General features: G+C 69.9%; 19 protein-coding genes. 7 read left to right on the top strand and 12 right to left on the bottom strand.

Annotated elements, in window-relative coordinates; all coding sequences use genetic code 11:
* Positions 1-41 precede the first annotated feature (41 nt).
* Together map and ACWDA7_RS23940 are read left to right on the top strand one after the other, a co-directional pair.
* Positions 42-818, top strand: a complete 777-nt coding sequence (gene map / locus ACWDA7_RS23945) for a type I methionyl aminopeptidase (protein WP_450606256.1) — start codon at positions 42-44, stop codon at positions 816-818.
* A 265-nt stretch (positions 819-1083) separates the two neighbouring features.
* Complete coding sequence (locus ACWDA7_RS23940; RefSeq protein ID WP_450606255.1) at positions 1084-3738, top strand: ATP-dependent Clp protease ATP-binding subunit; 2655 nt, start codon at positions 1084-1086, stop codon at positions 3736-3738.
* Positions 3739-3750: 12 nt separating this feature from the next.
* Here the strand turns inward: ACWDA7_RS23940 and ggt are convergent, their stop codons facing one another.
* Positions 3751-5550 (bottom strand): gamma-glutamyltransferase, encoded by a 1800-nt coding sequence (gene ggt, locus ACWDA7_RS23935; protein ID WP_450606254.1) that lies wholly within the window; start codon positions 5548-5550, stop codon positions 3751-3753.
* A 264-nt stretch (positions 5551-5814) separates the two neighbouring features.
* Between ggt and ACWDA7_RS23930 the strand changes: the two genes are divergently transcribed.
* Positions 5815-6570, top strand: coding sequence for a hypothetical protein (locus ACWDA7_RS23930; RefSeq protein WP_450606253.1), 756 nt, complete (start codon positions 5815-5817; stop codon positions 6568-6570).
* Between the two features lie 115 nt (positions 6571-6685).
* Positions 6686-8251, top strand: a complete 1566-nt coding sequence (locus ACWDA7_RS23925) for a CocE/NonD family hydrolase (protein WP_450606252.1) — start codon at positions 6686-6688, stop codon at positions 8249-8251.
* Between the two features lie 52 nt (positions 8252-8303).
* Here the strand turns inward: ACWDA7_RS23925 and ACWDA7_RS23920 are convergent, their stop codons facing one another.
* The 11 genes from ACWDA7_RS23920 to ACWDA7_RS23870 form a co-directional block, all read right to left on the bottom strand.
* Positions 8304-9194 (bottom strand): amino acid ABC transporter permease, encoded by an 891-nt coding sequence (locus tag ACWDA7_RS23920; protein WP_450606251.1) that lies wholly within the window; start codon positions 9192-9194, stop codon positions 8304-8306.
* On the bottom strand, positions 9191-9835 hold the full coding sequence (locus ACWDA7_RS23915) for an amino acid ABC transporter permease (protein WP_450606250.1): 645 nt from the start codon (positions 9833-9835) through the stop codon (positions 9191-9193). The genes ACWDA7_RS23920 and ACWDA7_RS23915 overlap by 4 nt, the downstream gene beginning before the upstream one ends.
* An 11-nt stretch (positions 9836-9846) precedes the next feature.
* Entirely contained in the window at positions 9847-10758 is a 912-nt protein-coding gene (locus ACWDA7_RS23910) for a glutamate ABC transporter substrate-binding protein (RefSeq protein WP_450606249.1), read from the bottom strand.
* Positions 10759-10776: 18 nt separating this feature from the next.
* Positions 10777-11520, bottom strand: coding sequence for an amino acid ABC transporter ATP-binding protein (locus ACWDA7_RS23905; RefSeq protein WP_450606248.1), 744 nt, complete (start codon positions 11518-11520; stop codon positions 10777-10779).
* 138 nt (positions 11521-11658) lie between these two features.
* Complete coding sequence (locus ACWDA7_RS23900) at positions 11659-12099, bottom strand: DUF6278 family protein (RefSeq protein ID WP_359403739.1); 441 nt, start codon at positions 12097-12099, stop codon at positions 11659-11661.
* Between the two features lie 285 nt (positions 12100-12384).
* The gene (locus ACWDA7_RS23895) at positions 12385-13164 is read right to left on the bottom strand and encodes an exodeoxyribonuclease III (RefSeq protein ID WP_450606247.1); all 780 of its coding nucleotides are present in this window, start codon (positions 13162-13164) and stop codon (positions 12385-12387) included.
* A gap of 85 nt (positions 13165-13249) precedes the next feature.
* On the bottom strand, positions 13250-13885 hold the full coding sequence (locus tag ACWDA7_RS23890; protein WP_450606246.1) for an MBL fold metallo-hydrolase: 636 nt from the start codon (positions 13883-13885) through the stop codon (positions 13250-13252).
* A 70-nt stretch (positions 13886-13955) separates the two neighbouring features.
* Positions 13956-15254, bottom strand: a complete 1299-nt coding sequence (gene pcaDC, locus ACWDA7_RS23885) for a bifunctional 3-oxoadipate enol-lactonase/4-carboxymuconolactone decarboxylase PcaDC (protein WP_450606245.1) — start codon at positions 15252-15254, stop codon at positions 13956-13958.
* Between the two features lie 30 nt (positions 15255-15284).
* The gene (locus ACWDA7_RS23880; protein ID WP_450606244.1) at positions 15285-16523 is read right to left on the bottom strand and encodes a site-specific integrase; all 1239 of its coding nucleotides are present in this window, start codon (positions 16521-16523) and stop codon (positions 15285-15287) included.
* A 26-nt stretch (positions 16524-16549) separates the two neighbouring features.
* Entirely contained in the window at positions 16550-17356 is an 807-nt protein-coding gene (locus ACWDA7_RS23875; protein ID WP_450606243.1) for a hypothetical protein, read from the bottom strand.
* Positions 17357-17478: 122 nt separating this feature from the next.
* The gene (locus ACWDA7_RS23870) at positions 17479-18006 is read right to left on the bottom strand and encodes a hypothetical protein (RefSeq protein ID WP_450606242.1); all 528 of its coding nucleotides are present in this window, start codon (positions 18004-18006) and stop codon (positions 17479-17481) included.
* A 175-nt stretch (positions 18007-18181) separates the two neighbouring features.
* Between ACWDA7_RS23870 and ACWDA7_RS23865 the strand changes: the two genes are divergently transcribed.
* From ACWDA7_RS23865 to ACWDA7_RS23855, 3 genes are all read left to right on the top strand, one after another.
* On the top strand, positions 18182-18445 hold the full coding sequence (locus ACWDA7_RS23865) for a helix-turn-helix domain-containing protein (RefSeq protein WP_450606241.1): 264 nt from the start codon (positions 18182-18184) through the stop codon (positions 18443-18445).
* Positions 18442-18663: a DNA-binding protein gene (locus tag ACWDA7_RS23860; RefSeq protein WP_450606240.1), complete on the top strand. Its 222-nt coding sequence runs from the start codon at positions 18442-18444 to the stop codon at positions 18661-18663. The genes ACWDA7_RS23865 and ACWDA7_RS23860 overlap by 4 nt, the downstream gene beginning before the upstream one ends.
* 210 nt (positions 18664-18873) lie before the next feature.
* Positions 18874-19220 (top strand): hypothetical protein (locus ACWDA7_RS23855; RefSeq protein WP_450606239.1); only part of this gene is annotated, 347 nt, incomplete at its 3' end.

Raw genomic sequence — 19220 nt, 5'->3', positions numbered from 1 at the left:
TAATACCGGTCCCCCACAGCGCGACCGGTATAGTAATTGGCATGGTGGAACTCAAGACAGATCCGTCGATCGATGCCATGCACGCGGCAGGGCAGGTCGTCGGCCGGGCCCTCACGGCGGTGCGGAACGCCGCCGGCGTGGGCGTCTCCCTGCTGGAACTGGACGAGGTGGCCCACGGGGTGCTGCGCGACGCGGGTGCGCGCTCGCCGTTCCTCGGCTACCGCCCCTCCTTCGCGCCGACCCCCTTCCCGGCGGTCATCTGCGCGTCCGTCAACGACGCGATCGTGCACGGGATCCCGGACGGCTACCGGCTGCGCGACGGCGACCTGGTCTCCGTGGACTGCGGCGCCGAACTGGACGGCTGGGTCGGCGACTCGGCGATCAGCTTCGTCGTGGGCAGGCCCCGGCCCGAGGACCTGCGGCTGGTCGAGACCGCGGAGCGGGCCCTCGCGGCCGGCATCGAGGCGGCCGTCGTCGGCAACCGCATCGGGGACATCGCCCATGCGATCGGCTCGGTGTGCCGGGCCGCCGGGTACGGCATCATGGACGATTTCGGCGGGCACGGTGTGGGCCGCAGGATGCACGAGGATCCCGCGGTCCCGAACGAGGGCCGCCCGGGCCGCGGGCTCCGGCTGCGCCACGGCATGGTCCTGGCCATCGAGCCCATGCTCATCGGCGGCGGCACGGACAGCTATCACGCGGCCCCCGACGGCTGGACCCTGTGCACGGACGACGGCTCCCGTGCCGCGCACACGGAGCACACGGTGGCGATCACGGACGCTGGCCCGCGGATCCTCACCGCACGGCAGGCCTCTTGAGGGAGCGAGCCGCCGTGACGCGTACGGCGTCCGCGGGACCTGCGGCGGAGCTGCGCGAACCCGTTCGGCCATGAGCGCCGCGGAGATCGCAGGCGGCCTCCCGGCACGCGGCTCCGAAGGTGCCCGCCGCAGGGGATCGTGCCATCGTGGTACGAGCGGCAGGTGCGCCCCACAGGTGTAGCCGGGCCCCGCCCGGGCACCCGGCACCGGCACGTCGATCAACGAGCGTGTCCCGGGCCCCGCCGGGACGCCGGAACGGATGGCCATGACCAGCGGGTTCAACGGTCCGCAGGGCTACGGCTCGGACCCCTTCGCAGAGTTCTTCTCCCGGATCTTCGGCGGACAGCGTCCCGGTCCCCGGCAGATCGATCTCGGACGGCTGCTGAGCGAGCCCGCCCGGCAACTGGTCGTCGGGGCGGCGCAGTACGCGGCCCAGCACGGCAGCCGCGATCTCGACACCCAGCACCTCCTGCGCGCCGCGCTCGCCGCCGAACCCACCCGGAGCCTGCTCAGCCGTGCCGGAACGGATCCCGACTCACTGGCGACGGAGATCGACCAGCGGTCCGGCCCGCCCCAGGGCTCGCGCGAGGCGCCGCCGCCCACCTCGCTCTCCCTGACGCCCGCCGTCAAACGCGCCCTGCTGGACGCGCACGAACTGGCCCGGGCGAGCGGCGCCGGGTACATCGGCCCGGAGCATGTGCTCAGCGCCCTGGCCGCGAACCCGGACTCGGCCGCCGGGCACATCCTGCACTCCGCGCACTTCGCGCCTCCCTCCCCGCCGCCCGAGGTCGGGGAGGCCGCGCAGGCACGTCCGGAGCGGCCGCGGCCCAGCCCGACCCCCACTCTCGACAAGTACGGCCACGATCTCACCGGCCTCGCGCGCCAGGGCCGTATCGATCCCGTGATCGGGCGGGACGAGGAGATCGAGCAGACCATCGAGGTGCTCTCCCGCCGGGGCAAGAACAACCCCGTGCTCATCGGAGACGCGGGCGTCGGCAAGACCGCCATCGTGGAGGGACTCGCCCAGCGCATCGCCGACGGCGACGTGCCCGACATCCTCCTCGGCCGCCGGGTCGTCGCCCTGGACCTGACCGGGGTGGTCGCCGGCACCCGCTACCGGGGCGACTTCGAGGAGCGGCTCAACAACATCGTGGGCGAGATCCGCGCGCACTCGGACGAATTGATCGTCTTCATCGACGAGCTGCACACCGTGGTGGGCGCCGGTGGCGGCGGCACGGAGGGCGGGTCCATGGACGCGGGCAACATACTCAAGCCCGCCCTGGCCCGCGGTGAACTGCATGTCGTGGGCGCCACCACGCTGGTGGAGTACCGCCGTATCGAGAAGGACGCGGCGCTGGCCCGCCGCTTCCAGCCGATCCTGGTTCCCGAGCCGTCCGTCACGGACGCCATCGAGATCCTGCGTGGACTGCGCGACCGCTACGAGGCGCACCACCAGGTCCGCTACACCGACGAGGCGCTGGTCGCGGCCGTCGAACTCTCCGACCGCTATCTCACCGACCGTCATCTGCCGGACAAGGCGATCGACCTCATCGACCAGGCCGGGGCCCGGGTGCGGCTGCGCGCCCGGACCAAGGGCACGGACGTACGGGCCATGGAGCGCGAGGTCGAACAGCTGACCAGGGACAAGGACCAGGCGGTGGCCGACGAGCAGTACGAACAGGCCACGCAATTGCGGGACCGGATCACCGGGCTGAAGGAGCGGATCGGGCAGGCCTCCGGAGACACCCAGGCCGACGAGGGCCAGCACCTGGAGGTGACCGCCGAGGCCATCGCCGAGGTCGTCTCCCGGCTCACCGGCATCCCGGTCAGCCGGCTCACCGAGGAGGAGAAGGAACGGCTGCTCCAGCTCGAACAGCATCTGCACCAGCGGGTCGTCGGGCAGGACGAGGCGGTCAGCGTGGTCGCCGATTCGGTGCTGCGCTCTCGCGCAGGCCTGTCCAGCCCCGAACGGCCGATCGGCAGCTTCCTCTTCCTCGGTCCGACCGGCGTCGGCAAGACCGAACTGGCCCGCGCGCTGGCCGAGGTGCTGTTCGGCAGCGAGGAGCGCATGGTGCGGCTCGACATGAGCGAGTACCAGGAGCGGCACACCGTCAGCCGCCTGGTCGGCGCCCCGCCCGGGTACGTCGGGCACGAGGAGGCCGGCCAGCTCACCGAGGTGGTGCGGCGGCACCCGTACTCGCTGCTGCTGCTCGACGAGGTCGAGAAGGCGCACCCGGACGTCTTCAACATCCTGCTCCAGGTCCTCGACGACGGCCGCCTCACCGACGCCCAGGGCCGCACGGTGGACTTCACCAACACCGTCATCGTCATGACCAGCAACCTCGGCTCCGAGGCCATCACCCGGCGCGGCGCCGGCATCGGGTTCGGTCCGGGCGGCCCGGACGCGGACGAGGAGGCGCGCCGGGAGCAGATCCTGCGTCCGCTGCGCGAGCACTTCCGGCCCGAGTTCCTCAACCGCATCGACGAGATCGTGATCTTCCGGCAACTGACGGCCGAGCAGCTGCGGCGCATCACGGACCTGATGCTCGACAAGACACGCCGCCGGCTGCACGCCCAGGACATCCACGTCACGTTCACCGAGGCGGCCGTCGACTGGCTGGCACAGCGCGGCTTCCAGCCGGAGTACGGTGCCCGGCCGCTGCGCCGCACCATCCAGCGGGAGGTCGACAACAAGCTCTCCCGGCTGCTGCTGGACGGCCATATCGAGCGGGGCGGCCGGGTCGTGGTGGACGTCGCGGAAGGCGACCTCGCCTTCCGCACCGAGCCGCCCGCCGCACGGTCGGACGGGACGGGCTCCGCGCCCCAGGGCACCGCCACGGAGCCGGCCACGGCACCCCCCGCTGTGCAGGGCGGCGAGACGGCCCGCCCCGAAGGGAACGGGGCCGCCCGCCCCGAGTGAGCCGCGTGGCCGCTACGGCACCGGGTTCACCACCATGGCGGACCCGCCGCCGCGCCGTGCCTTCTCGGCCGCCGCGAGCCACTTGCCGTCGGGCAGCCGCTGCACACCGGTGGCGGCGCCGATCTCCGGATTCAGCTTGAAGGAGTGGCCGATCGCCTCGAGCTGTGCCCGCAGGGGACTGTCGTAGAGGCCGGGTTCGAGTTCGGTCTGGGCGGCGTTGCGCTGGCTGACCCGCGGTGCGGCGATCGCGTCCACGAGCGGCAGATGCCGGTCGAGGAAGCCGGTCAGGGTCTGCAGCACGGTCGTGATGATGGTGGCGCCGCCGGGCGAGCCGAGCGCCACGACCGGCCGGCCCTGCTTGTCGAGCACGATCGTCGGCGAGATCGAGGAGCGCGGGCGCTTGCCGGGGCCGGGCAGGTTCGGGTCGTGGACGGCCGGGTCGGCGGGCGTGAAGGAGAAGTCCGTGAGCTCGTTGTTGAGGAGGAAGCCGCGGCCCGGGACGGTGATCGCGCTGCCGCCGGTCTGCTCGATGGTGAGCGTGTAGGAGACGACGTTGCCCCACTTGTCGGCGACCGTGAGGTGGGTGGTGTTCTCACCCTCGTACGTGGTGGGGGCGGCCTTGCCCCCACTGCCGCAGGCCGCCGGGTGGCGAGGGTCGCCCGGCGCGAGCGGGCTGGTGAGCACCGCGTCGTCCTTGATCAGGCACGCGCGCGAGTCGGCGTACTTCTGCGACAGCAGCTCCTTCGTCGGCACGTCCTCGTAGACGGGGTCGCCGACCCAGCGCCCCCGGTCCGCGAACGCGATGCGGCTCGCCTCGATGAAGTGGTGCAGATACTGGACCTCGCTCGCCTTGGACAGGTCCGTCCGCTCCAGGATGTTGAGGGCCTCGCCGACCGTCGTGCCGCCGGAGGAGGAGGGCGCGATCGAGTAGACGTCCAGACCGCGGTACGAGGTCCTCGTGGGCGCCTGGAGCTTCGCGCGGTACGCCGCGAGGTCCTGCTCGGAGAGCCTGCCCGGGCGGGCGTTCCAGCCCGCGGCCGGGTCGACGGGCGGCTTGTTCACGGTGGCGACGATGTCCTCGCCGAGGTCGCCGTGGTAGATCGCGCCGATGCCCTTGCGGCCCAGCTCCTCGTAGGTCCGGGCGAGGTCGGGGTTCTTGAAGCTGGAGCCGACCGCGGGGAGCTGCCCTCCCGGCAGGAACAGCTCGGCCGTGTCCGGGAAGTACCGGAAGCGGGTCTCGTTGGACGCGGTCTGCGAGCGGAAGGTGTCGTCGACGGTGAACCCGTCGCGGGCTATCCGCTCGGCCGGCTTCAGGACGGTGCGAAGGCGCTCGGTGCCCCATTCGTCCAGCGCCTTCTGCCAGGTCGCGGCCGTGCCCGGGGTGCCCACACTCAGCCCGCTGCTGACCGCGTCGGCGAAGGCGAGCGCCTTGCCGTTCTCCACGAAGAGGCGGGAGTCCGCGGTGAGGGGGGCCGTCTCCCGGCCGTCGATCGTGTGGACGGTGCGCGACTTGGCGTCGTAGTAGACGAAGTAGCCGCCTCCGCCGATGCCCGCGGAGTAGGGCTCGGTGACGCCGAGCGCGGCGGCCGTGGCGACGGCCGCGTCCACCGCGTTGCCGCCCTTTCTGAGAACCTCGATACCGGCGGCTGTGGCGTCCGCGTCGACGCTGGACACGGCACCGCCGTAGCCCACGGCCACGGGGACCTTTCCGGGAGCCGGGCGGGCGGCCTGCGGCGGGGCCGCCGCTCCCACCGACACCATGGCGGCTGAGACCGCCAGGACCGCCAGATTCCGTGCGACAGGGCGACGCATTCGTACCTCCAGGCTCCTCCATGGCTGGGCTCGCCTCCGGGTGCCGCAGCCGGTGTCCAGGGCCCGGTTGTGCTCAGCCCTTCAGGTCTCCGCGCTCCCCCGCGCCCGGTTTCGCTCGCACGGGAGGCGGCCCCATGGCCCCTCGACACCGGCGCGCCCCATTGGCTCACTCGCCGCGACCGTCCGCCGAGCGTAACCGGATTGCCATGGTCCCGTCAGTCCCATCGAACACCGGTCCATCTTGGCCCGCTAGCATGCGCGCCCATGAACGACGACGTGCGCAATATCGTCCTGGGAGTGGTCGCGGCCGGCATCAGCGCGGCCCTCGGCTGGCTGGCCCGTACGTATCTCTGGAGGCGGAAACTCCGCCGCAAGCAGGCATTCTTCGGGCTGCCCGACAACTCCGAGTCGCTGCTGGTGGTCAACCGCGACGCGGGCGGCCCCGAGCTGACGGTGACGCGCCACGACGTGTTCGCGCTGCTGGAGTTGTCCGCGCTCATCAAGGACTGCGGCGCCAACGCCCAGGTCATAGCGCACGACGCGGCCCAGCAGGGCTTCGGCGAGCGTACCGAGTTCTGTGTCGGCGGCCCGGCGTCGAACCGCCGGATGGCGGCGCATCTGCACTCCCTGCTACCGGGCATCGAGGTGAACACCGACCCCGAACCGGGCCCGGAGCGAGGGGCGTTCAGGATAGGCGGCGAGCGCTACGGACTGGAGGCCGGCAAGGCCGAGTTCGTGATCCTCGCGCGGCTCACCGCGGACCAGGGGCACGGCGCGCGGCCGGTCTTCCTGTTCTGCGGCCAGCGCGCGATCACCAACCAGGCGGCGACGCGCTATCTCGCGCGCCATCACGAGCGACTGGCGCGCAAGCACGGCGGCAACTCCTTCGTCCTGCTGCTGAAGGTCGTCAACTCGCAGGCGTACGGGCCAGATGTGGTCGAACTGGTGAAGGACGTCACCCGGGCCGCCCAGGCTCCCGCTCCGGTGCCGGCGCCCCGTAACTCCCACCGTGCCGCCTAGGTCCGTCCGCACGTCAACAATCGTTACTCCCACGTAACTTACCGACGGGTTACCTCCGGTAATGGCTTGAGGTTACCGTCTGGTCACTTTGCACTGAACGAGTGAGGAGTGACCCGTGGGAACTTCACGCAAGGCCCTGCGTACGACCGCCGTGGGTGCCGTCTCGGCGACGCTGATCGCCGGCAGTGCCCTTGGGCTCGCCCCTGCCGCTCAGGCCTCCGGTGCCGTGCGGTTCGTCGACATCGCCGGCGACGGCGGCACCGTCCTCAAGGCGAACGTCGCCACGCCCCAAGGCGCCGACGGCACGCGACGCTATCCGCTCGTCGTGCTTCCGACGAGCTGGGGTCTGCCGCAGGTCGAATACCTCGCCCAGGCCCAGAAGCTCGCCGACTCCGGTTACGTCGTGGTCGCTTACAACGTCCGCGGGTTCTGGCAGTCCGGCGGCGAGATAGAAGTGGCGGGGCCGCCCGACATAGCGGACGCCTCCAAGGTCATCGACTGGGCGCTCGCCAACACACCTTCCGACGCCCGGCACATCGGCATGGCGGGCGTCTCCTACGGCGCCGGCATCAGCCTGTTGGCCGCCGCGCACGACAAGCGCATCAAGGCGGTCGCCTCGCTCAGCGGCTGGTCGGACCTGATCGGCTCGATCTACTCCGGCCGCACCCAGCATCTGCAGGCGGCGGCCCTGCTGGACGGTGCGGCGACGCTCACCGGCCGGGAGAGCCCCGAAGTCAGGCAGGTGTTCAACGACTTCTACGCCTCCAACCTGGCCAAGGAACAGGAACTCATCGCCTGGGGCAAGAAGCGCTCGCCCGCCACCTACCTCGATCAGCTCAACAGGAACGGCGCGGCGATCATGCTCGCCAACGCCTGGGGCGACACGATCTTCCCGGTCAACGGATACGCGGACTTCTACGAGAAGCTGAAGGTCCCGAAGAGACTCGAACTGCGGCCCGGCGACCACGCCACCGCCGAGCTGCCCGGACTGTTCGGGCTGCCCAACGACGTGTGGGGCGACACGCAGCGGTGGCTGGACCACTACCTCAAGGGTGTGGACAACGGCATCGACAGGGAGCAACCCGTACAGCTCAAGTCCCGTTCCACGGACGGCTACGAGGGCTACCCGGACTGGAAGTCGGTGGCCGCGACCAGCAGGAAGATCGACCTCGCCGGTACCACCACGATCCACGCGAACGTCGATTCCGGCGCCGACGGCGGGGTCATCTTCCTCTCCAGCATCCTCGACCAGGTGGCGCGGGTGCCCCCGATCGCCTCCATCCCTCTCCTCCCGCGCCGCTGGGCCGCCGTCTGGCAGTCGCAGAAGTCCGCCACCGCCCAGCGGATCCGCGGCACGGTGAGGCTGCACACCACGGTCACCGGCACCAAGGAGAGCGGCACCCTCGTCGCGTACCTGTACGACGTGGGCCCGCTCGGCCTCGGCAAGCTGGTCAGCAACGCGCCGTACACCTGGTACGGGCAGACGCCCGGCCAGCCGTTCGGCGTCGACCTGGAGCTGTTCTCCACGGCCTACGACGTCCCGGCCGGGCACCGGCTCGCCCTGGTCGTCGACACGGTCGACCCGCTGTACATCGAGCACAACCCGTCCGGCGCGCAGCTGACCTTCTCATCGCCGGCGGACGATCCGTCCTATGCGTCCGTTCCGCTGCGCGAGCAGTGATCTCCGGCCGGCGCCGGCCGGGCCTGGCCCTGTGGCTGCCGCCCTCCTCCCCCTACGGTCCCGGGGCCGTGGGGGGAATCCCACCCGGCAGCAACGTCCCCGCCCCGGCCGTGGCGATGTCCACGGCCTCGGTCTTGGGACTGCGCCGCTCCCACCGGGACGCCCATTGCGCGACCCGCGAGAGCACCATGCACATCCCGATGTAGATCGGTGAGATCACCAACACCACAGGGATGAACGGCAAATCGTAGTCGAGGTTCGAGGCGATGAGCTTCCCGGCGTGAAGAAACTCCTCATAGGTGATCAGAAACCCGAGGGAGGTGTCCTTCAGCGCCACCACCAACTGGCTGATGATGGCGGGCAGCATGGCCCGTACGGCCTGCGGCACAAGGACGTACGACATGACCTGCGTCTTGCGCATGCCGAGCGCGTAGGCGGCCTCCCGCTGGCCTCGGTCCACCGAGGCGATCCCGGAGCGGAACACCTCGGCGAGCACCGACCCGTTGTAGAGGGTGAGTCCCGCGACCAGTGCGGGCAGGGGCTGCACCTTCAGCGCCACGAAGATGAAGAAGATCATCACCAGCAGCGGCATGGCGCGGAAGAACTCGACGACGAGCGTCGACAGCCAGCGTACGGGGGCGTGTTCGGAGAGGCGTCCGGTGGCGAGGACCCCGCCGAGGGCCAGCGAGAGCACGGCCGCCATCGAGAAGGCCTTGAGCGTGTTGCCGAGGCCTCGCAGCAGAAGCTCCTGAATTCCCTTGTACTCGAAGGGCATCCACTTCGTGTACGAGAACTGGCCGGTGTCGACGAGGAGATACACGATCCAGGCGACGATTCCGAGAAGGACGACGGCGGCAACGGCCGCGAAGAAGCGGTGCCGTTGCCGGGCCCGGGGGCCGGGGATGTCGTAGAGGGCCGTGGTGACCGCGGCCTTGCCGGTCATCGGGCGATTCCCCAGCGGCGCTCCAGGAGGTTGAAGAGCGCGCTGATGGCGCCGGTGATGACCAGATAGCCGACGGCGATCCAGAAGAACGTCCAGACGACGTTGTAGCCGAGCTCGCTCAACGTCCGGTAGGTGCCGAGCAGTTCGGTCACGCTGAAGGCGCCCGCGATCGCCGAGTTCTTGGCCAGCGCGATCAGGATCGAGCCGACCGGCGGGATCACCGAGCGGAAGGCCTGCGGCAGCACGATGTGCGACAGGGTCTGCCGGAAGGTCATCCCGAGACTGCGCGCCGCCTCGCCCTGGCCGGTCGGCACCGTGTTGATGCCGGAGCGCAGTGCCTCGCAGACGAACGCCGAGGTGTAGCAGCCGAGTGCCAGCACGGCGAACACCATGAAGGGCAGCACGAGCCCAAAGCGCGGCAGCCCGAGCAGGACCGCGAAGAACAGCAGGGTGAGCGGGGTGTTGCGCAGGACCGTCACCCACGCGGTGCCGAAGGCCCTCAGGGAGCGCACGGGCGCGACCCGGAAGGAGGCCATCACGAAGCCGAGCGTGAGGGCCAGCAGCGAGGAGTAGACGGTGAGTTCGACGGTGCCGAGGAAGCCCTCGGCGAAGACGGAGAGGTTGTCGGTCAGTACCTTCACACGTGCCTCGTTCAGGTCGCCGGATAGCGGTCGATCGCGGGCGGGGTGGGCGCGGGCACCCCGGACAGGCCGAGCGTCGCCTCGAACGCCTTCTTCCAGTCGCCGTCCTTGATACGGGCCTCCAGCGCGTCGTCGAGGGCGAATCGGAGGGAGTTGTCGCTGCGCGGAACGCCGATGCCGTAGGGCTCCTTGGAGAAGGGCCTGCCGACTACCCTGAGTTCCTTCGGGGCCTTCGCCGCGAAGCCGATGAGGATGGCGTCGTCGGTGGTGACGGCGTCGACCTGGTACGTGAGCAGGTTGTCGACGCAGACGGAGTAGGTGTCGTAGGCGACCAGGGCCGCCTTCGGGTACTCCTTCTTGATGCGCTGGTACGGAGTCGAACCGGCCACCGAGCACACGCGTTTGCCGTCGAGGTCCTGCGGGCCGTCGACGCCGTGCTCGTCCTGGCGGACCAGCAGGTCCTGGCCGGCCATGAAGTACGGGCCCGCGAATCCGACGAGCTTCTTGCGCAGGGCGTTGATGGTGTAGGTGCCGACGTAGTAGTCGATCTGCCCGTTCTGCAGGGCTGTTTCACGGTTGGCGGAGGCGATGGTCAGGAAGCGGATCGTCTTCGGGGAGAGGCCGAGAGAGGCCGACATCATCCTCGCGATCTCGATGTCGAACCCGGAGTAGATACCCGTGGCCGGGTCCTTCTCGCCGAGGTAGGGCTGGTCCTCCTTGGCGCCGACGACGAAGTAGCCGCGTTTCCTGGCCCGCTCCCAGGTGGGCGAGCCGGGGAGCCGGAACCCCTGGGCCACTTGGTAGTGCGGGAGCCTGTCCGTCGCCGGCCCCTTGGTGGGCGGACTGCCCTCCTTGCCGCAGGCGGCGGCCGCCGAAGCGACGAGCAGCGCGAGGGCGAGGCACACGGATCTGGTTCGGATCACGGATCGCACACCCCCCGGTCAGTGCTTGAGGATCTTGGACAGGAAGTCCTTGGCGCGGTCGCTGTGCGGATCGGTGAAGAACTCCTCGGGGGTGCGGTCCTCCACCAGCCGGCCCTCCGCCATGAAGACGACACGGTGGGCGGAGGCGCGAGCGAAACCCATCTCGTGGGTGACCACGACCATCGTCATCCCGTCGCGGGCGAGCCGCCGTATGACCTCCAGGACCTCGTTGATCATCTCGGGGTCCAGGGCGGAGGTCGGCTCGTCGAACAGAAGCGCCTTGGGCTCCATGGCGAGGGCGCGGGCGATGGCGACGCGCTGCTGCTGGCCGCCGGAGAGCTGGGCCGGGTACTTCGACGCCTGGGAAGCCAGGCCGACGCGGTCGAGGAGTTCGAGGGAGCGCCGGTCGGCCTCATCCCTGCTACGTCGGCGGACCTTGACCGGGGCGAGCGAGACGTTCTGGAGGACGGTCTTGTGGGCGAAGAGGTTGAAGGACTGGAAGACCATGCCCACGTCGGCACGGAGACGGGCGAGTGCCCTGCCCTCCTCGGGCAGCGGCCGGCCGTCGAGTCTGATCGTGCCGGACTGGATGGTCTCCAGCCGGTTGATCGTCCGGCAGAGCGTGGACTTGCCCGATCCCGACGGGCCGACGACCACGACCACCTCGCCCTTGCCGACCGTGAGCTCGATGTTCTGCAGGACGTGCAGGTCGCCGTACCACTTGTTCACGCCGTGAAGCTCGATCAGCGGATCGCCCGCCATGCCCAGCCCGTCCTACTCGCCGAGTGCCGCAGGCCCCGCAACCTATCCGGACGGGAACGGGCCCGACACCCGACACGCACCTTTCGGTGATTAGCCGTATTTACCGGGCGCTGAGGCGAGGCACTGGCCGCGGCACTGCTAGGCCTCGGTCACCTCGGCGTATACGTAGGAGAGTTCAGGGGCGCCCGTGGCGGCCCAGGTGTGCCCGTCGGCCACCACGTCGATCTCGCGCCCGGAGGCCAGCCGCACCACGGGATGGCCGTTCGGCCAGATCGACCAGGCGGCGCCAGCGACCGTACGGACGATCACCGTGCCCAGATACAGGCCCGCGTCGTTCCCGAGCCAGGGGAGGATCTCCTCGTCGTCGCGCCAGCGCGGCACCAGCTGGTCGAGCGCCTCCAGGGACGCGGCGGAGTCGTCGAGTTCGACACCGTCCTGCCCGGCCTGTGCGCGTAACAACTCGCACTCGGAGAGGAGTTCGCCGACACCGGCCGCGTCGGTGTCGTCGTCGGAGAACACCGCCACACCGAAGGCGGGGCCACGCTTCTTGCGCCAGTTGCCCAGGAAGGGGATGTTCATAGGCTCAGCGTGTCACCGGCGACACCGGTCGCACCATAGTGACACTGCCCAAACCGTGCGGATCGCCACGCCGGACGGGCCGACGGCCACGAAAGGGGCTGCGATCGTGCGCAGCGACTCACCACGCATCGATGCCCTCCCTCCACAGCGCTTGATCAGCAACAGGAAGAACGGTACCGGCGGGCACTGACAGCGCCCGCCGTGCGTCGTGCGCGCTGCAACACACGAACCAGCACATGCTCGTGCACACTCATGCACGTCTGAAAACGAACAGCTCCCAACCCCCTACACGTCCAGGTCCACCACCACCGGCGCATGGTCGGAGGCGCCCTTGCCCTTGCGCTCCTCCCGGTCCACGTACGCGTCCTTGACCGCCGCCGCGAACGGCTTGTTGCCGTACACGAGGTCGATGCGCATGCCGCGGTTCTTGGGGAAGCAGAGCTGACGGTAGTCCCAGTACGTGAACGGGTGGTCGTACTTCAGCGGACGCGGGACGACGTCGGCGAGGCCGGTCTCACGCAGGGAGGCCAGGGCCGCGCGCTCGGCAGGGGTGACATGCGTGGCGCCCTCGAAGGCAGCGACGTCGTACACGTCGTCGTCCGTCGGCGCCACGTTGTAGTCGCCGAGCACCGCGAACGGGCGGCTGCCGCCGGCGTCGCCCGCCACGGCCGCCTTGAGCGCCTCGAACCACTGGAGCTTGTACGCGTAGTGCGGGTGCTCCACCTCGCGGCCGTTCGGCGCGTACACCGACCAGACGCGGACCGGGCCGCAGGTCACGGAGAGGGCGCGGGGCTCCTCGACGCCCTCGTAGCCGGGGTCGCCGGGCAGGCCCTTGACGACGTCCTCGATGCCGACGCGGGAGAGCACCGCGACGCCGTTCCACCGGCCGGTGGCGTGGACCGCCGCCTCGTAGCCCAGCTCGCGCAGCTGGTCGTAGGGGAACTGCTGCTCGGCGACCTTGGCCTCCTGCAGGCACAGCACGTCCGTGCCGCTGCTCTCCAGCCAGGCCAGGAGCCTCGGGAGGCGGGCGGTGATCGAGTTCACGTTCCAGGTCGCGATGCGCATGCCTCACAACCTACCCGGCGGGTGTGACAACGCGGCCCCGCGTCCCACGGAACCCCCGCGGCCCGGCATCCCCGGCTCCCGGTGCTCAGACGTCCGCCGTCGCCCCCGGCGTCAGCCGCAGGTGCTCGGCGCCGCCCAGCGCCCCGATCTGGTGGTCGTAGATGGGACGGGCCAGATCCGTCAGAAGGGCGTCGTGGATGTCGTACGCGCGCCGCGGCCCGACCTCGCGGACGTAGTCGATGACTTCGGCGATCTTGTTCCAGGGGGCCATCACCGGAAGCATCAGCGTCTCGACCGGCTGATCGGGGACGGTGAGCGCGTCGCCGGGGTGGAAGACCTTGCCGCCGTCGACGAGGTACCCGACGTTGGTGATGCGCGGGATGTCCGGGTGGATCACGGCGTGCAGTTCGCCGTGCACCTGGACGTCGAAGCCGGCGGCGCTGAACGTGTCGCCGTGGCCAACGGTGTGCACGCGGCCCGGGAACGCCGCGGAGATCTGCTCCGCCACGGACGCGAGCGTCCAGATCTCGGCGGCCGGGTTCGCCTCCATCCCGGCCCGCAGCCGCTCCTCGCTGAAGTGATCCATGTGCTCGTGCGTCACGAGGATGGCCTCTGCGCCGACCGCGGCGTCCTCCTCACTGAAGGCGCCCGGGTCGATGACGAGCCTGCGCCCGTCCTTCTCGAGCTGGATGCAGGCGTGCGACTTCTTCGTGAGCTTCATGCGTCCATCCTGCCCCGGCCCGGGCCGCCGGGGCCCGCCGAGCCTGGTGCTCCTGCTGCCCGGCTGACGATCATGCCTGTGGAGTCGTCTCCTCCCGGATGACCTGCTGAGCCACCTTGAACGCGCTGTTCGCGGCGGGTACGCCGCAGTAGACCGCGGCCTGGAGCAGCACTTCCTTGATCTCGCCGGGAGTGAGCCCGTTGCGCAGGGCCGCCCGGGTGTGGAAGGCGAGTTCCTCCAGGTGGCCGCCCGCCACCAGCGCGGTGAGCGTGACACAGCTGCGCGCCCGCCGGTCGAGGCCCGGCCGGTCCCAGATCTCGCCCCACGCGTAGCGGGTGATGAACTCCTGGAAGTCCCCGGAGAAGTCGTCCGCCGCGGCGAGCGCCCGGTCGACGTGCGCGTCACCGAGCACCTCGCGGCGGACCTTGATCCCCGCGTCGTACGGATCGGGCCTGCCCCCGGGCTCGAGCGGTACCGCCACCGGGGCGATCTCGGCCCGAGGGACCACCAGCGGCGCCGCGGACAGGACCGGTTTCACGGGAGGCGCGGTGATCGCCGCCATCTGGCCGGTCATCGCCTCGAATCCGGGCTGCCACGCGGTCGAGAAGTGGTGGACCAGCAGATCCGTGACCGCCGCGGGCTGCTCGACGGGCACCAGATGGGAGGCTCCGGGGACGACCGCGAGACGGGCGTCGGGTATCCCGGCGACCAGGGTCCGCGCCTGGGCGGGACCGGTGATCTGGTCGTCGGAGCCGACCAGGACGAGGGTGGGCACGCCGATACGGCCGAGTGCGGCCCGTGCGTCGAACGTGGCGAGCGCCTCGCAGGCCGCGATGTAGCAGCCGGGGTCCGTGGTGCGCACCATCTGCACCGCCCACTCGGTGATCGCGGGCTGGGCGGCCGCGAACCCGGAGGTGAACCAGTGCTCCGGGGACGTCCGGGCGATCGGGTCGAGGCCGTTGGTCCGGACGATCACTCCGCGCTGGCGGAACTCGTCGGCCGTGCCGAAGCGGGGGGAGGCGGCGATCAGGGCGAGGGAGGCGAGGCGTTCGGGGTGGCGCAACGCCAGTTCGACCCCGATGGCACCGCCGAGCGCGCAGCCCGCGTAGCCGAAGCGCTGCACACCGAAGCCGTCCAGGGTGGCGAGGAGCCGGGTGGTCAGGTCGGTGACGGAGCCCGCCGGGTGCGCGGGGGCGCCGCCGTGCCCGGGCAGATCGAAGCGGAAGATGCGCCACTGCCTGGCGAGTTCCGGGACCTGACGGTCCCACATGTGCCATGTTGTCCCGAGCGACGGCCCCAAGATCAGGACCGGGGCGTCTTCTGGCCCGTCAAAGCGGTATTGCAGGGGTGCGGCAGTCGTCTCACTCACTCGGCTCACGCTCTCACATCTCACAAAATCTCACATGCCGGGGGTGGGAGCACTCGCCAGGCCCTCCCACGCCGTGGCGGCGCCGCGGAGATCCTCGGTGTCTGGCTTCACGTACCACTTCTTGGTCGTCCGCACGTTCGTGTGCCCGGCCCACCGCGCCAAGATGTGATCCGGGACGCCGCTGTTAGCGAGGTAGGTCAGGCACGACGCGCGCGCATCGTACAGACGGACCCTGCGCAGCCCGAGGACAGCCATGAGCCTGTACGCCTCTTTCCGCACTTCCCGAATCCTCAGAACCTGGCCGACCTCGTCGACGACCACGTAACCCGAGTCCACGTAGTCCGCGCCCAGCGCGAGCCGCTCCTTCGCCTGCTGGGCACGGAACTTCCGCAAGGCATCCACGACGACGCCCGGCAGCGGCAGGCCGCGGTCGCCGGCCTCGCTCTTGGTGTCCTTCTCCACGACGACGCTGTTGTTCATCAGCGTGCGCGTGTTGGCGATCCACAGGGTCCGCGCGTCGAGGTCGATGTCGAACCAGCGCAGGCCGCACACCTCTGCCGGTCGTAGGCCCATGAGGGACAGCAGCAGCGGCGCGTACAGCCGCTCCTCGACAATGCCCGCGACGAACGCGCGGACCTCATCCGCTGTCCACGGCACGACGACGACCTTCGTCTTGCGTTCCTGCTTGCGTGCTCTGCGCGGGACAGTGACGTTCGCGGCAGCGTTCAGGTGCACGAGCCGCTTCGTGACCGCGCGGGCCAACACCTCCTTCAGCCGGCCCAGCGCCATGTCGACGGTGGTCGTCGACAGACCCGTGCCCGCTCGGCTGCCCCGGACGCGGCCGGAGGTGAGCAACCATCCGACCCACGCTTCGACTTGCTCCTCGGTCAGCTCCTGGAGCCGGACGTGCCCGAGCGCGGTCTTTGCGTGCCGCAGGGTCTCGCTGTAGGCGTTGATGGTGGTGACTTCGAGGTCCTCGGCCTTCTTGGCCAACCACGCGTCGATCCACTCCCCTACCGTGAGGTCGCTGGGGGCGATGAACGTGCCGGTCGCCTTCGCGTTCTCGATGCGGGCGAGCTCGGCCTGCGCTTCCCTCTTGGTGTCCCTGGTGACGGTCAACTGCTTGCGCTGCAGTACCGGTTGACCGGTCGCCTCGTCGACGATCGGTTCGCCGGTGGTCTTGTCGCGCTTGACCTCGTATCCGATGTCGACCACGAAGCGGTACCTGACGGCACCGCCCCGCAGCATTACTTTCTTGATCTCTGGCATGGCCTTCTCTCTGGTGTGTTGTGCCGTTACCCCCGTTCCTGCAGGCACGCCTGGGCGTGCAGGGCGGGGTCCACGACGAGGGCGATGCACCGCGGGGAGCGGGCGACGAAGGTCACCCCGTTCGGAGAAACCGCGGGTGTCGGGGCCTCGGCCGACACGGTCGGCGAGGCGCTGCCCGCGGGCGGCACGATTGCCAATCCAGTCTGCCCCGGCGCGGGCGGCAGCGTGACCGTATGGCGGATCGGGGCGGCAGGGACCGGAGTTGGCGTGTCATCGGTCCGAGAGCCGGTAGGCGGTGCTGTCGGGCCCCTGGACGGCGCGTGCGTCGCGTGCAGCACGTCCACGGGCGTACTGGTGATGGTCGCCGCCGCGGGCGTGGGCGGCGCGGTCGAGGGCGGCAGGGTTCCGGGTGCGTTCGGCAGTGACGTGAGCACCGCGGTGGCGGCCGTGGAGGCCGCGGTGACCCCAACGGCGGCGCCTACGAGCTGTGCCCGGTGCGTCTGCCATGCATGTCCCGCTGCTTCCCTGAACGCCGACAGCATGGCTGCCAGCCCTCCCCCGCCTCCCAGATAGAGGCCGAGGTGCCCCTTACGGCGGGCCGGCTGCCGGCTGTAGTTCCAGCGGTGCACTTCGTTCGCGGCGTAAGCCGCGTAGTCGCCATCCCCCTCCTGGACGTCTCGTAACGCTCGCAAGATCCATTCGCTGTTGTGCTCGGCACGCATGTCGCTGAGCTGCCGGTCGAGGTTGCGCCTCAACCGCCGGAAAAGCAGCGCATACGCGATGTGGCTAGCGGTGCCGAGCCCAGCCGCGAGAATGATTGAGGTGAGAATCATTCTCTTCCCCTGTACACGTCGGGACTCGGTGCCCCGCACACGTCAACGTGTGTGCGAGATACACACAATGCGACAGGAGTTGACTCAAGTGATTCACACAGACACGAAAAGTGACTGAAACTTTACGATCCGGTAGGACGCTTCTCAACTGCACGTGAACCGGGCCCCGTTGAAGAGGCGTCGGGCCCCCGATCCAGCTCGCCGGCCTCGACGCGCTCGGCAAGTCTGCGTAGCGCCGGCCCACGGTCCGCGGGCGGCAACTGCTGGAGCATGTCCAGGATGATGCGCTGCCGCTGCGCGTCCAGGTTGTCCAGCGGGTCCGGGAGGCTCGCCGCCTTGCCTGCCTTCTGTATCTGGATCTCGCGGAGGATCTCCGCCGCATCGGCGCGGCCGGCCTCGCTGAGCCGGCTGGGCGTGACGCCGACGGTGTGCGCCATGTGCGCGAGCGTCTTGTCCGGAGCGCGGACTAGGTCGGAGGCGCCGGCCTTCCCTTTGTAGCCGTTCTCGATCTGGCGCCACCGGAAGCCGCCGATGCGTACCGGGGTGCGGTCCGCGGCTTCCTCTGGGCTGAGACCGCGGGCCTGGCGGGCGAGGCGGATGAGTTCAGCCTCGGGCGGCGGCGCCGTGGGGCCGTGCTCGGGCGAGCCCATGACTTTCTCCTACTCCGGTCTAGTCCAGTGAAGTTTTAGCAACTTCAGTCAACTCTCGCAGAGTCCCGCCCTGCGGGACAGCCGGGAACCCCTCCGCACCAATCCTTCACAAATCGGTTTCAACTTTCCGCTACTCCGTCCTTGACTTCCCTCAACTTTCTTCTACTGTTGAAGCATGACCGCACCACTACAGAACCATCAGGCACTGCGGCGCCGCCGCATCGAACGGGGCCTGAACCAGGTCGAACTGGCTGCGAAGGTCGGGATCACCCCGTCACACATGTCAGTGGTCGAGCGCGGTCGGCGAGGCGCTTCACCGCGAGTCCTCAACCGGCTCGCTGAAGCCCTGGGCTGCGAGATCACAGACCTGCTGGCAGTCACGGCCGAGGCCGGCGCCGAGAACGGCGAGGCAGGCACCGAGGCAGGAGCGGCCCGATGACCGCGCAGGCCGAGACGACGCCGACGCCGACGCTCGACGAGGTCCGTACATGGCCTGCCACGTGCAGCGTGCCGCAGGCCGCATCCGCGCTCGGCATCTCGAAGGGCTACCTGTACGACCTGATCAAGCGCGGCGAGTCGCCGGTCAGGGTGCTGCCGCTCGACGGACGCAACCGCGTCGTCACCGCAGCCCTCGTACGGCTCCTGGAAGGCGCCTGATGCGGGACCGCCGACGGGCGCTCCTCGGCTGGGTCTGCCCGACCTGCCAGCACCGCAACCCGCCGATCCGCATGGCCTGCCGCAAGTGCACGCGAAACCGCCCACTCGGCGCCTGACCAGCACCTGAACACGCCGAAGGGCCGCTCACAGCTTCCCGGCCCGAGCAGCCCCACGACCCGGCGACCCCTACACCAGAGAAGAGAGGCCCCGATGGGCATCGAGACTACCGCCCCGAACCCTCAGATCATCGAACAAGCCGACGCCCTCGCGCTGCTCCTGTCCATCACGCAGGAGTTCAGCCACCTGCCCGCCGGATACCTCAAGATCCACGAACCGATGTACTCCTTCGGTGCCCGGATCGGCATCCAGCTCCAATCGTCGGCGACCTTCGAGCAGTGGCGGGAGGCGCTGGAACTTCCCGCCGCGGACGTGAAGCTGCACACGTCGCCCCAGTTCGTGTGGCTAGGAGCGTGTCCCGGTAACGGGCAATCGGCTGGTGATCGTGACGGTGAGATCGGTGGTGGTTGCTCGCTGCGTGCCTGCCGGGGCGGGTGGCC

Source organism: Streptomyces sp. NPDC001156 (assembly GCF_053598275.1).
This window is presented reverse-complemented; position numbering and strand designations above follow the sequence as displayed.

What these genes read in the sequence shown, in the direction of transcription:
- map (WP_450606256.1), top strand. Translation starts at nt 42, where the DNA reads ATGGTGGAACTCAAGACAGATCCGTCGATCGATGCCATGCACGCGGCA.
- ACWDA7_RS23940 (WP_450606255.1), top strand. Translation starts at nt 1,084, where the DNA reads ATGACCAGCGGGTTCAACGGTCCGCAGGGCTACGGCTCGGACCCCTTC.
- ggt (WP_450606254.1), bottom strand. Translation starts at nt 5,550, where the DNA reads ATGCGTCGCCCTGTCGCACGGAATCTGGCGGTCCTGGCGGTCTCAGCC.
- ACWDA7_RS23930 (WP_450606253.1), top strand. Translation starts at nt 5,815, where the DNA reads ATGAACGACGACGTGCGCAATATCGTCCTGGGAGTGGTCGCGGCCGGC.
- ACWDA7_RS23920 (WP_450606251.1), bottom strand. Translation starts at nt 9,194, where the DNA reads ATGACCGGCAAGGCCGCGGTCACCACGGCCCTCTACGACATCCCCGGC.
- ACWDA7_RS23905 (WP_450606248.1), bottom strand. Translation starts at nt 11,520, where the DNA reads ATGGCGGGCGATCCGCTGATCGAGCTTCACGGCGTGAACAAGTGGTAC.
- ACWDA7_RS23900 (WP_359403739.1), bottom strand. Translation starts at nt 12,099, where the DNA reads ATGAACATCCCCTTCCTGGGCAACTGGCGCAAGAAGCGTGGCCCCGCC.
- ACWDA7_RS23895 (WP_450606247.1), bottom strand. Translation starts at nt 13,164, where the DNA reads ATGCGCATCGCGACCTGGAACGTGAACTCGATCACCGCCCGCCTCCCG.
- ACWDA7_RS23890 (WP_450606246.1), bottom strand. Translation starts at nt 13,885, where the DNA reads ATGAAGCTCACGAAGAAGTCGCACGCCTGCATCCAGCTCGAGAAGGAC.
- ACWDA7_RS23880 (WP_450606244.1), bottom strand. Translation starts at nt 16,523, where the DNA reads ATGCCAGAGATCAAGAAAGTAATGCTGCGGGGCGGTGCCGTCAGGTAC.
- ACWDA7_RS23875 (WP_450606243.1), bottom strand. Translation starts at nt 17,356, where the DNA reads ATGATTCTCACCTCAATCATTCTCGCGGCTGGGCTCGGCACCGCTAGC.
- ACWDA7_RS23870 (WP_450606242.1), bottom strand. Translation starts at nt 18,006, where the DNA reads ATGGGCTCGCCCGAGCACGGCCCCACGGCGCCGCCGCCCGAGGCTGAA.
- ACWDA7_RS23865 (WP_450606241.1), top strand. Translation starts at nt 18,182, where the DNA reads ATGACCGCACCACTACAGAACCATCAGGCACTGCGGCGCCGCCGCATC.
- ACWDA7_RS23860 (WP_450606240.1), top strand. Translation starts at nt 18,442, where the DNA reads ATGACCGCGCAGGCCGAGACGACGCCGACGCCGACGCTCGACGAGGTC.